The following is a 13,164-nucleotide window of genomic DNA, read 5'->3' on the forward strand; positions in this document are numbered from 1 at the left end:
ATTCCCTCTGGTTTGGTTGGATACGTCCTGCCAGATCAAGGAAACTCGATGAACCAAGAATCCCTCGCTTTTAGCGATGGGAGTGTCAATAGTATATTCATAGGGTCGGTCTGTCGAAAAAATCATCGTCCATCACATCAATCACAATCAAAGCAATGAAGGAACAACGCGCTCAAGCTTATGTGAATTTAATTGAACAGTTGCTTGCTCGTGCCGATGATGAGGAACTCAATAATATTCTGCAAGCTAATCAGGAATTGATTGACCCCCAATTTTTGCAGGTGATGGAAAACTATGCAACGGGGTTAGAAGAACAGGGAAATAATCACCCTGCTGCTTGGTTACGCGATATGGTGCAACAATTGGGGCAGTTTCTCAACCCTCAAGCGGGAAGTATAGAGGAATATCAGAAGTTTTTATCAGAAGTCTTACAAGCAGAATGGGAGAGTAATAGCGATCCTACGGTGGTTTATCCTATCCTACAACGCCGCCAACATCTGTTAGATGATACTTTTGCCCAACTGTTGCAACAATTGGCTAGAAATGTGTTTTCTCAAAGGAAACCAGAAGAAGTGGCGGGTATTGCCAAGGTGATTGGAGATTTATGTAATAAACTTCAAGAGTTTCCCGTGGGAAGTCGAGCTAATAATCTAGAAATCGCTATTAAAGGCTATCAAACCCTCTTAGAAGTATATACCCGTGATGCTTTTCCTCAAACATGGGCAATGATACAAAATAATCTGGGTACTGCTTATAGTCAACGCATCAGAGGGGAAAGGGCAGATAATCTAGAGTTAGGTATAGCAGCATTAAACCAGTCTTTAGAAGTCTATACCCGTGATGCTTTTCCTGAAAATTGGGCAGCAACACAAAATAATCTGGGTAATGCTTATAGTGATCGCATCAGAGGGGAAAGGGCAGATAATCTAGAGTTAGCTATTGTTGCTTATAACCTGTCTTTAGAAGTCTATACCCGTGATGCTTTTCCTTATGAATGGGCAGTAACACAAAATAATCTGAGTAATTCTTATAGTGATCGTATCAGAGGGGAAAGAGCAGAAAATTTAGAGTTAGCTATTGTTGCTTATAACCAGTCTTTAGAAGTCTATACCCGTGATGCTTTTCCTGAAAATTGGGCAGCAAGACAAAATAATCTGGGGAATGCTTATAGTAATCGCATCAGAGGGGAAAGGGCTGATAATCTAGAGTTAGCTATAGCAGCATTAAACCAGTCTTTAGAAGTCTATACCCGTGATGCTTTTCCTGAAAATTGGGCAGCAACACAAAATAATCTGGGTACTGCTTATAGTGATCGTATTAGAGGGGAAAGAGCAGATAATCTAGAGTTAGCTATTGTTGCTTACAACCAGTCTTTAGAAGTGTTGACCCGTGATGCTTTTCCTGAAAATTGGGCAGCAACACAAAATAATCTGGGGTCTGCTTACATAAACAGAATCAAAGGAGACATAGTAGAGAATATAGAAACCGCAATTTTCTGTTATCAAGAAGCCTTAAAAATTCGTACTTTTGATGCCTTTCCTCTTGACTGGGCAACTACTCAAAATAATTTAGGCAATGCTTACATTAAACGAGTTAGAGGCAATAAAGCCGAGAATATCGAAAATGCAATTGTCTGTTATCAAGAAGTCTCACAAATTTGTACCCGTCAAGCCTTTCCAGGAGATTGGGCAGAGACACAATATAATTTAGCAAATACTCTCAGAGAACGATTTAAACTTCTTGGTAAAGTGGCAGACATTCAACAAGCAATTAACTCTTATAAACAAGCTGGAGAAATTATTGAAAAAACCGAAGACAAAACCTTATATTTTAACTATTCCTATCAATTAGGAAAAGCTTTATTTGAGGGCGGATATTATACAGAAGCTATTGAACACTTAGAAAATTGTCAACAACTTTATCAAAAACAAAAGGATATTAGTAGTTTGGCTCCAATTTTATTGGAACTTGCCCGTCTCTATCATCGCACTGGTAGGCTCGAACAGGCAAGACTTTATTTTAAAGATTCTTTACGTCTATTCCGTCGTTTAGGTGATCAAGATAATGTGGCTTCTGTGACAACTGCACTGGGCAATCTAGAAATACAAATTGGCAAGATTTCCCAAGCTTGTAGTCATTTAAAAGAGGCACAAACATATTATCAAGAAAACAATAATTCAGAACGACTAGAGGAAATTAATCATCTACTAAAAATTCTACAATCAGCTTAAAATGACAAGACTCAGCCGTTATCAATCAACTCTCAAAAAATGGGGACTTATAGAAAATCCTTTTCGACCAACTCCCCCCGATGATCCCGAAAAATTAGCAAAGATTTTTTATGGACGCGATCAAGTTTTAGATATAGTTATTCCGACCCTCTATGAAGGACGTAATATCTTAGTTAGGGGAGCTTGGGGTATTGGTAAAACTGCCTTAATTTTTAATTTAATTCATCAGTTACAACAGGAAGTAGCGGAACTAAATGAAAAAATGTTAGTGCTTTATTTAAGTAGCATTCCTGGGGAAAGCTCCACGGAATTTTATCGTGCTTTATTATTAGCTGTAGCCGATAGTTTAGCGGATAGTGTTCAAGAATCAAAAGACATTGCGAATACACTTTTAGGGTATTCCATCCAACGCAATAAAACCACTACTGAAGGACAAGTTAAATTAGGCTTTTTATCCTTTGGCAAAAAGGAAGAATCCCCTGCTAATCAACTGACTCCCACCGCCAATGCTGATCCCTATCCTTTACTCATTCGTTTATTAGATAGAGCCGAAGAAATTTATTCTCGTATTGTTATTGCTATTGATGATTTTGACAAAAAAGACCCCATTGTTGTCCAGACAATTTTAGAAAGTAGTTTAGATTTATTTCGGATGGGAAAACATCGAGGATTTATCATGACAGGAAGAGGCTTTACCGAGCTTCAAGAAGCAACTTTAAAAGCCCTTGGTATCTTTTCTGAAGATATTCCCCTTGAACCCATGAGTCAAGATGATTTACGTCACATTGCTATTAATTATCTTAATAGTGCCAGAAACGAACAGCGAAATGATCCCTATCCTTTCACAGAAGAAGTCATCAATTTAATTACGGGTTACGCTCAAGGAATTCCTCGAGAACTGAATACTATCTGTGAAAAAGTATTACGGCAAGCTGCTTCAGCAGAATATGAAATTATTGATGAAACTGCTTTTGATTCAATTTGGCAAATCCTTCAAAAAGACTTTACTGATTATTTAAGTCCTCAGTTTCGTCATTTATTATACGTTGCTCATCAAGCCGGTGGCATTAGTGAGAATATTTCTGATCAAACTTTGGATAAACTTGATGCTATAACCTTTGTTTCTCTCTTGCCCCAACTTAAATCGATGGAAGAACAAGGATTATTAATTCGTCAAGAAGATCAAAGCGGTTTTCGTTTTGTTCCTTCCCAATTATTTCAACCTAAGTTACTCCCTGAGTCTCAGTCTGAGTAAATAATAAATAGCTCCTTCGATGTACAAGGTGAGCGCATCTCAAACGCTATTGACAATTGAGATGGCAAATTCTCCTCAAATATGCCTGAAGTGCTTTCAGGGTAAGCAACTCACATAAAGTTCATTTTGTCAAGGGTCGTTAAGATGCGCTTACCCTGAAGTAGCTGTAAGCTCACAGCCATTTTTTATCTCAAATGTCGGGGGGTTGAAATTTGGCCTCTAACCTCATCCCTAAACCGTATTCCCGATTCCATCCAGGAATACTGTTAGGAAGTGAAAATTTATGTCACAATGACTCTATAAGGGCGGTTTTTTAGTGAATCGCCGAGGCCGTCTATTAATCGAATCGATGTCTTTGAAGAACGTAGTCCCAAACTGGAAACCTGACTTTTCTTACCCATTCTTGCCACTACTAGCGGAATTTTCCTCCCTTTTGTCTTATCCCCGGGAATTCTTGAGCTATTGCCGAGATTGGCATTTTGTAACTTCCCGTTAGTTGAATTCAACAAAAGAAGCTGTTTAGGAGCAATTATATGTTACACCGCAAGATTTATCAATTCTGTATGGATGGTCAGGAAGTCTGCATTTTCTTGCGCGATCAGCAAAGATGGATTGATAATGCTCGTATTATCGATCTAGAAAGCGATCTCGTCACCATTCGCTACGAAACAGAAGAAGAAGACGAGATTAGTTCTTGGGAAGAAATGGTGCGTTTAGAAAGTATTGGTGCGGTTAGCAGAAAACTGGCCTCGGTGTCGCGGACGAATCCTGATATTAATGTCTCGGAAGATTGTCCAGAAGCAGAACAACTTTATCCCCATTCTCCCGATAGCTTAGATTAATTTTGTCGATTTAACTGACAGTGGCTAGAAGTCCCGAGGTTTTAACAATGGCCAAGGGACTTTTAGGGGATGGAAAGGAAGAGAGCCGGTAAGAATCACCGCTTGTTCTAAAATTATCGTCAAAGCCGCCAGATTTTCTCTATTATAAGCCAGAGGAGCAAAATGAATTCTAATCCCTACGTCGCTGCCAAGGATATCTATCAAAAATTTGTGGCAGTAGTAATAGTTTTAGTTAGTTGTTGGTTAGTGACTTTTCCGGCCTTCGCCGGCTCCGCCCCTCTAGAAGTTAAAATTAGTCTAGGATCCGGACAAGGAGAATTAAAATTCTTTCCTAGTCAATTAAACTTTATTGCTGGACAAAAATACAAATTAATTCTCGATAATCCCAGTCCCACTAAACATTATTTTACCGCTAAAGACTTCGCCGATGCTAGTTGGACGCAGAAAGTTGAAGCGGGAAAAGTGGAGATTAAAGGGGCGATTCACGAACTAGAATTAAAACCTAATGCACAAGCAGAATGGGTAATAGTTCCTCTCAAAACCGGTAAGTATCAATTAATCTGTACTATTCCGGGCCATGCTGCAGCGGGAATGGTGGGAGAAATCGCCATTAATAACCCATGAATTTAAGAAAAATTGTCTCCTTTGCTTTCCTATTATTTATTCCCCTATCGGTGGTCGCTAGTCGTCTTAATTGGGGAGATCAAGCTATTTTTATCACTGCCGCTTTATCGATCATTCCCCTGTCAATTTGGTTAAGTACGGCTGTGGAAAGAGTTGCCGTAGTCACCGGGCCAGCTTTGGGAGGATTAGTTAATGCTATCTTCGGCAATACCACCACTTTAGTTATTGCCTTAATTGCCCTAAAAAAAGGCTTGGTGGACATCGTACAAGCCAGTATTACCGGTAGTATTCTCAGCGACTTATTATTATTTATGGGCATGGGAATGCTCACGGGAGGAATTCGCTACAAAGAGCAAGAATTTAAACCGATTTTAGCGCGGGTAAATGGTTCTTCCATGACTTTAGCAGTAATAGCGATCGCTTTACCAACTTTGGTAATATATACTTCTAACGTGGTGGAAGTTGCCGATATTCTCAGTCTTTCCCTAGTCACTGCCACGGTTTTATTAATAGTTTACGGGTTAACTTTATTATTTTCCCTCAAAACCCATAGTTATCTCTACGAAGTGGGATTAAGTAATGAAAATACCCCTGACAATCAGGTTAGTGAGGAAGAAAAAGCTCAAGTCTGGATTTGGTTACTTGTGCTGCTTACTTCCACCGTAGCTGTAGCTTATGAGTCGGATTTATTTGTTGATGTAGTGGAATCGGTTATGGAAGGATTTAATCTCACTCCTCTCTTTATCGGGGTGATTTTCATCCCTTTAATTAGCGATGTTTCTGGAATAGTTACCGTCACTCAATTAGCCCTAAAAAATCAGATGGATTTAACGGTTTCCGTGGCTATGGGTGATAGTTTATTGGTGGCTTTATTCGTAGCCCCTTTATTAGTTTTTATCGGTCAATTTTGGCAGCAACCGATGGATTTAAATTTTAATCCCTTTAACGTGGTGGCTTTGATTGTCGCAGTGGTTGTCACTAATTTAATCAGCTTTACTGGTCGTTCCAATTGGTTAGATGGAACCCTATTACTAGCCACCTATTTAATCTTGGCAGTGGCTTTTTATTACCATCCCGCCTAGCAAAAAAAGAGATTTGGGTATTTTCTAAGATTGGGTGCATCTCATTTTTGTAAATCTACTAAGTTGGGATTTTTAAAGGGAAACTCTCTGCTAAAGTCGCGCATTACTTTCGATTTTTTCCCTCAATCCAAGCTTTTGGGGGGTTCTACCCCCCAAACCCCCCGTTGGGGGCGTGGCGCCGCCCCCAAACCCCCCGCGCATTAGTTTTTCGGTGGGATGCTTACACGCAGCTGCTGACGCATCTGTATTAATTTAAGAGTTACTAATAATTGCTGATTGTCGGTATTTCTGCAAATCTGAGATTCACTCCTGAGATTTCTGTCTTAGAATGGATCGGTATCACCTTACCGCCGCAGGATTGCTGATGATGAAAAGAGGGTTTTGGTTTGTCGTCGGGTTAGTAGTAACGATAATTCTGCTTCCTTCCCTAGTTCTTTCTAATTCCATCGGTGAACAGGGAATTTATGCCGATCGCCTGCGGGCGGAACCCTATAATTTATTAGGACGAAAAATTGCCATCGGTCAAGTGGAAATCGGCCGACCGGCTCAGTTCGGTTATGATAAAGTGGCAGCTTGGCAACCTCCCTATAAATTAGCCGGTGTTTTTTTTCGCGATCAAATTGCCAAACCCAACACCTATCTCGATAATCACGCCGCTATGGTGGCAACGGTGATGGTCAGTGATGATAAAAAAATCCCCGGAGTTGCCCCAAAAGCGAGATTATATTCGGGTGCGGTGGGTTCTTTGCGACGCGGCGGACAACCGGAAGAATGTCTTGCTAGTCAAAATATTGCCCGACAAAATAGCGGTGATGTGCGCGCGATTAACTTTAGTTTTGGGGAATCTTTGCAAAGAGATCAGCGACAGGAAGCAAAATTAGATGGTCAAGCTTTATTAACTCAATGTGTTGATTGGTCATCGCGAGTTGATGATGTTCTTTATGTAATTGCTGGCAATCAAGGTAAGGGAGGAATTCCCATTCCCACCGATCATTTTAACGGCATTACCACCGCTTATACAGCCAAAAGAGAAGGAAAATTCACTAAAGTTGATTTTGCTAATATTAGTGCTTTACCAGTGGGGATTGGTCGCAGTTTAATTAAACGGGAAATTAATGATGGTTCGCGACGGTCAATTAATTTAGTTGCCCCCGGCAATAAAATAGAGCTTTATGACCTCAAAGGTAAATTAAATACTGTTAGTGGCACCAGTTTCGCCGCTCCTCATATTACAGCATCGGTGGCGCTTTTACAAGAATACGGCGATCAACAAATTAACCAAAAAAATCCCCATTGGAGTCTCGATTCTCGTCGTCATCAGGTGATGAAAGCAGTGATGCTTAATGCTGCCGATAAAATTAAAGATACGGGCGATGGTTTATTATTAGGTATGAGACGGACGGTCTTAACTAAGGACCAAAAAACTTGGTTAGAGTCCGATGCTTATAAAGACCCGAAAATTCCTTTAGATATGCAGATGGGTACGGGACATCTTAACACTTTTCGCACCTACACACAGTTTAGTAATGGTCAATGGTCAGCCACAGAATCTATTGCTGCTATTGGTTGGGATTACGGTACAGTTACCGCTAATGATTATCAAGATTATGCCCTAGAGAAGCCATTAAAAGCTAATAGTTTTGTCTCGATAACTTTAGCATGGGATCGTTTGGTAGAATTAATCGATACTAATCGCAATAATCTCTATGATATCGATGAAAGTTTCCGAGATCGCGGTTTGAATAATTTAGATGTTTATCTTTTACCTGCCCAAGAGGATAATAATACTAAATACACCTGTGCTTCCCTAAGTGATAGTGATAGTTTAGAGCATATTTTTTGTCCTATTCCTACCTCTGGAAAGTATAAAATTCGGGTTCAATATCGTCAGCAAGTTAACGAGAAAGAACAGGCTTTTGCTCTCGCTTGGTGGACAGTACCCGAATAATAGAAATGATAGTAAATCCTGTTGAAAAAGTATAGGAGAGTGGGGAGAAAAGAGCGGGTTTTTAAAACCAGATTCTCCCCCCCATGGCAACCCCTACAGGACTTTGATTTTTCTTTGGCACAGCTTCCAGCGGTTATTGAGAGGTTCTCCCGAATAATAGTCCCAATAAGCTTTTTATTATCCAGAGTAATGCTAAGGTTGCAATCGTTAACACAGCCCATCTTGGTAAGATATTTAGTAGATAGGCTATTACTCCAAATGCAATAATAAAAAGAAGCAATGATTTCAAAGCAGAGATTAGGGGAGAGGCTTGTGTTTTATAGCTGCTTGGACTACTTCTTTGGGACAGGAAATAGTATATATTCAGAATTTGTTTGAGAAGCTGATAAGATTGAAGTCTAAGCAGTCGTTTACCAGTCTTACTAGATTCTATGATATCACTCAAAATTATCGCTGACCGAGCGCCTAAACTTTTGAGAATATTAGAAGGTATATCTTTCACTATTGTTTCTGAACCAACTCCATATTCACCCAGGAAGTATTCTTTTTCTTTCCCTTTGAAATCCTCTAGGAAACGTTGAGCAAGCTCTGCAGCAGCTAAGGGAGTTACTGCTTTGTCAAAATAGCCACCAACATAGTTGTAGATTGGTTCAGGAGTTGAGTCAATTTTTTGTTGATTCCATTCCAATTGTTCAGAAATTGCGTCTTTGAATACATTCCCTAAATTTTCCTTAAGAATAGCACTATGTCCTAAAATGACAAGCTTATTTAAGAATTCTTCTAATTCTTCTTTTGCAAGGGTTGTATTAGGTTGAGCAAGTTTAATTAGGTCTTGAATTAGCTCATTTTTTTCTGTTTGTGTTTCTGTGGGAAAAGATTCATCAACAAGTCGCTTGACGTATTCTTTAATTTTCTCTTCCTCAGTTCCAGGGAATTGTTCTAGTTTAATTTGGCGACTTACAACTCCAGAGAAGGCTTTTAAGGATTCTGAAGTTAATAACCCATCAACAATACGGTTGACTCCATCTAACCGTCCCCAAAGTATATCATTAGAGCGCCAAGATTTCTTAAAAAAGCCTCCAAAAGCACGAAATTGATCTCCAGCTAATTTTTCTTTAAGTCCCTTATCTTTGCCAAATCCTTTATCAGCATCATTGGGAGAAATACGAACAAGTTTAATTAGATTTTTGTTTTGGATATCGGACAAATATTGATAGGGATATATTACTTGATCAATTAGCTGAAATTTCTCAAATTTGCCAATTACTGGTTCTATATTCTCCGATTGTTCAGTTAACAACTTCGCAGCAGCTTGTTCTATTTTTTCTAAGATTGTTTCACCTTTGGTTATAGTTAATGCTTCCCAATCTTGATCTAGATCCATAACTTTAACCTTGTCCCGTAATTGTCTCCGGATAGAACCGATTTTGTCAAAATCTAGCTCTTTGAGATTTTCTACGGTAACATCGGCTAAATCTTGACTATCTAAGATAAGACGCAACAACGTTAATAGATAATCATATATTTTTTTGCGCTTCAAATTTACAGATTGTTGATTATTGTCTTCTTCCTCTTCTGTAATGAGTTGATAAAATTTTTGGCGAACAGGTTCGGATTTTATGACTTCTTTGACAACCTGATCAATGACTTTGAGCAACTCTAGCAGCCAAGTGATTTTATTGGCTAAATTTTTCAACTCTGTATATTTGGCAATATTATCTGTATCTTTGGTAATAGCATCAGACATCAGAGAGTAAATTTGAGATGAGAGAAAGTTATGTTTTCTAATAGCATATTGAATATCTAGATTTTCAATATTTTGAGCTAGGGAATTTAAAGTTTCCTCTCGATTTTTAATTTCCTCTAAATTGTTAATAAATTGGGTCAATAAAGTAGCACTTTTTTCTAATAGTTCTTCCTGTTCTTGTTCTTTGCCAATGAAATATTGGTTGTCAAAAATTACGAAGAGAATACTATCTCTTAAACTGACTAAACGACACCTCCAATAACGATTTTTGGCTTCTGTTGTTTGTTCATGTACTTCTTCATCAACACTTTTTAATAACAAGTTATAGCGACGAATTTTGTCGTTAATATCTTTGATTTGTTGAAGATCTTTGCCAATACTTTCATACCTGGGTAAACTGATTAGAGAACCGGTGATGACTTCCCAAACAGTAGGTTGCTCCATTTCTGTAAATTTGCTACTGTTAACAAAGCTTTCTGGATTGGGATCGAGATAAAATAATTGACGATTGACAGGACGATCTGCTGTACGATAATACATGGCTTCAGTGGTATAACTAAAAGGACGATTATCTAGAACTCCCCCATCAACAAAATAGATTTTATATCCCTCTTTTGGAGGTTCTTGCGGAAGGAGGCGATTTCTCAAAAGCTTTCCCCATTCTTGTAGTTTGTTATCTACCTTATTATCAGACTTAATTTCGACAGGTACTACAGGAAAAGCAAGGGGAAAACAAGAGGTGATTCGACAGAGTTTAGCTAAGGCTTTTTGAGTATCTGCATCTTTGGTAGAAAAAGGATCTCCAACATCTTGATCTTCTCGATATTTAAGCTGAAAAATGCAACGATGATCTTTGATTTCGATTACTTTTCCAGTGTTGTCAAAGGTTTGATGGATTCTTCCTAAAACATCAGTGCCAGTGATAAATAAATCTAGTTCGTTAAACTCTGAATACCATTCTCCATCAGGAGCAGATTCTTGTTTATTTCCAGCTTTTTCAAAAGCTTTAAAAAGTTCTTCTTGATAGTAGCCTTCGCCGTTTAAAAGAGAATTAACATCTATTTGATTATTTTCTTTTTTGAGCGGACGCAGTAATTTATTTATATCTCCACTTTCTCGCCAAATATCTCCAAATTCCTTGAAGTCAACTACAATTTTTTCGTAGCTATTAGCAACTGCATAGCTCAAGAGAACTCCATTAATTCCTCCCGCTGAAGTTCCCGATACAATATCAACAACAATATCTGAATCGGTCAGTGCTTTAATTAATTTATAAATTCCCCGACCCCTTGTTGCATTATAAAATTCTCGACAAACACCATTCATGTAAACTGCTAGAGAAACCCCACCATAAAGGACTAATCCTAAGCGAGTTTCCTGACGAAAATCTGGTTTTTTCAAGCAAGTTGCTGACGAAGATTGTGTGTTGTGACCAGGTGTTGCAGTCATAGCAAGTCTCGACGGTTATTTGACGTTCTAAAAGATACAGGTACAGTTGGGAGTCGTTTGTGGCGGTTTTTGCGATCAGGGTTGGGACGCTCTACCACATTTCCCAATATACAATGATACACACCCCCCCGCCACAAACATTGTATCCTACACTATATTTTAAGAAATCTTTACATTTATCCTGGTATTTGAGGTTGCGGGGAAACAGCAGTCAGAAGTTAGATGAGAACCATTAAACCCAGCTAAAGCGATGCAGTGGTAAAAAGCGAAAAACTGCACGGCTAATCACGTTCTTGACTGGTAAAAATCCCCAGATATGGGAATCGTTGCTATTATTACGATTATCTCCCATGACAAAAATTCACCAGGAGGAACCTGAACTAACGGCAAATTATAGCGCGGTGCTTCTAAAACTATTAAAAACGGATTTGGTATAATTTAAATACTGACCAACCTCTGAGAGACACCTCGTTTTCTTTTCGGGATAACATCATCAGAGATTCCCCAATAATTTGATGCCTGAGACATATTATATAGTAATAATTCTGCTGGCATTTTTTCTAAAATAACTCGGTTGAGATTGGCAGTATTGACGTTCATTGCTCTCATCACAGCATCACCAAGTTCTTTCGATAATAGCGGAATAACCGCATTACCAATCTCACGAAAACCATGCCATATTGTGCGGTGAAACTGAAACCAATCGGGGAATGTATGCAGTCTGGCAGCTTCTCGCACAGTGATACAACGGGGAATAGAATAGTGAATAGGTCTAGGAGCAGTATAGGCCCCTTTGTCACTATTTGTTCCGGCGCGGAGAGTATTGCATAAACCGGTGGGGGAAAGCTTTAAAAAGCGACTTTTTCGCTCCACTGTACCCGGTTCGGTTAAGATAAATCTATCAATTGATCTTTGGGTATGAACTGAGCCTATATGTCCATATATTTTTGTATCTACTGTTCTCTGATGGCAAAGTTTAAAAATATCCCTTGGCTGCACTGAATATTTTTTCCTCTTGCCACTATAATCTAATTTTGATGCGGGTATGCCTAAATCAGTACCGATAAAAGCTGGTATTAATTCTAAATCTGAGATGGCATCATAGACGCTGGTAAAAGCTGATTTTTCTCCTGACAAAACAGCAGGATATGTGGCCATTGTCACATCCTTGCGACTACCAATTAAGATTAATCTTCTGCGCTTTTGAGGTGCGCCGTATTCACTAGCATCTAGGATTTTAATTGGCTGATTAATTGTATAGCCAATAGCTTCAAATTCAGAGATTAACTCCTCTAAAAATTGTTTATGTTTACCCGTAGCCATGCCGGGGACATTTTCAAAGATAAAATACTTGGGTTTAATTTCCCCTACAATCCGCAGATATTCAAATACTAGGGAATTTCTAGGATCATCTATTTGTCGTTTGCCAATAAGGGAAAAACCTTGACAGGGCGGACCACCAGCAATTAAACTAACATCGGTGGCATAGCCTTTGAGTTTTAATAATTCTAATATTTCTCTACTGGTTACTTTGGCTATATCCCGGCAAATAGTTTGACAATAGGGAAAGTTAAAATGATGAACCAAGGAATGGACTGCATCAAATTCTACTGCTACAGCAACATCAAATCCTGCCGCTTCTAAACCAAGGGACATCCCACCGCAGCCAGCAAATAAATCGATCGCAATTGGTCTATGTTTCACCTTGATAATTAGTTCTCTATTGTCTGCTTTTCATTATACTGTATTGTCGCAGTAAACCTTTGCGGTCAATGTAATGACTTCTTCTCTTTTGCCGATTATTCCTGCTGTTGACGATGTTTTGTTTAATTTTGCTCAATCTGATGGGTTTATCTCATCAGGTGGTGAACACTAGGAGAAACTGAGAAAACGGGTTTCTTTGAGAAACCCGTTTTCTGGTAATCAATGTTAATTTATGTTATAGTACCCTTGAAAAATTGGCGATTGTTTGCATAAAATAGTCGC

General features: G+C 38.8%; 8 protein-coding genes and 1 pseudogene. 6 read left to right on the forward strand and 3 right to left on the reverse strand.

The window, feature by feature from the left end; all coding sequences use genetic code 11:
- Nucleotides 1-350: 350 nt before the first annotated feature.
- The 6 genes from BGL89_RS06250 (at nt 351) to BGL89_RS06275 (ending at nt 7,982) form a co-directional block, all read left to right on the forward strand.
- Nucleotides 351-2,231: a tetratricopeptide repeat protein gene (locus BGL89_RS06250; protein ID WP_286824957.1), complete on the forward strand. Its 1,881-nt coding sequence runs from the start codon at nt 351-353 to the stop codon at nt 2,229-2,231.
- A gap of 1 nt (nt 2,232) precedes the next feature.
- Nucleotides 2,233-3,486, forward strand: coding sequence for a P-loop NTPase fold protein (locus tag BGL89_RS06255; RefSeq protein ID WP_286824951.1), 1,254 nt, complete (start codon nt 2,233-2,235; stop codon nt 3,484-3,486).
- A gap of 533 nt (nt 3,487-4,019) precedes the next feature.
- Nucleotides 4,020-4,328 (forward strand): DUF6679 family protein, encoded by a 309-nt coding sequence (locus tag BGL89_RS06260; RefSeq protein ID WP_002735547.1) that lies wholly within the window; start codon nt 4,020-4,022, stop codon nt 4,326-4,328.
- A gap of 162 nt (nt 4,329-4,490) precedes the next feature.
- Complete coding sequence (locus BGL89_RS06265; RefSeq protein WP_286824952.1) at nt 4,491-4,952, forward strand: cupredoxin domain-containing protein; 462 nt, start codon at nt 4,491-4,493, stop codon at nt 4,950-4,952.
- Entirely contained in the window at nt 4,949-6,034 is a 1,086-nt protein-coding gene (gene cax / locus BGL89_RS06270; RefSeq protein ID WP_286824953.1) for a calcium/proton exchanger, read from the forward strand. The genes BGL89_RS06265 and cax overlap by 4 nt, the downstream gene beginning before the upstream one ends.
- A 328-nt stretch (nt 6,035-6,362) precedes the next feature.
- Nucleotides 6,363-7,982, forward strand: coding sequence for a S8 family serine peptidase (locus BGL89_RS06275; protein WP_286824954.1), 1,620 nt, complete (start codon nt 6,363-6,365; stop codon nt 7,980-7,982).
- Nucleotides 7,983-8,115: 133 nt separating this feature from the next.
- Here the strand turns inward: BGL89_RS06275 and BGL89_RS06280 are convergent, their stop codons facing one another.
- The 3 genes and pseudogenes from BGL89_RS06280 to BGL89_RS06290 form a co-directional block, all read right to left on the reverse strand.
- Entirely contained in the window at nt 8,116-11,178 is a 3,063-nt protein-coding gene (locus tag BGL89_RS06280; protein WP_286824955.1) for a patatin-like protein, read from the reverse strand.
- 232 nt (nt 11,179-11,410) lie between these two features.
- Nucleotides 11,411-11,592, reverse strand: a pseudogene (lepB, locus tag BGL89_RS06285) (signal peptidase I); the annotation flags it as partial.
- A gap of 24 nt (nt 11,593-11,616) precedes the next feature.
- Entirely contained in the window at nt 11,617-12,882 is a 1,266-nt protein-coding gene (locus BGL89_RS06290; protein WP_286824956.1) for a DNA cytosine methyltransferase, read from the reverse strand.
- Nucleotides 12,883-13,164 lie beyond the last annotated feature (282 nt).

Origin of the sequence: Microcystis sp. LSC13-02 (assembly GCA_002282935.1) — a bacterium.
Taxonomy (GTDB): Bacteria; Cyanobacteriota; Cyanobacteriia; order Cyanobacteriales; family Microcystaceae; genus Microcystis.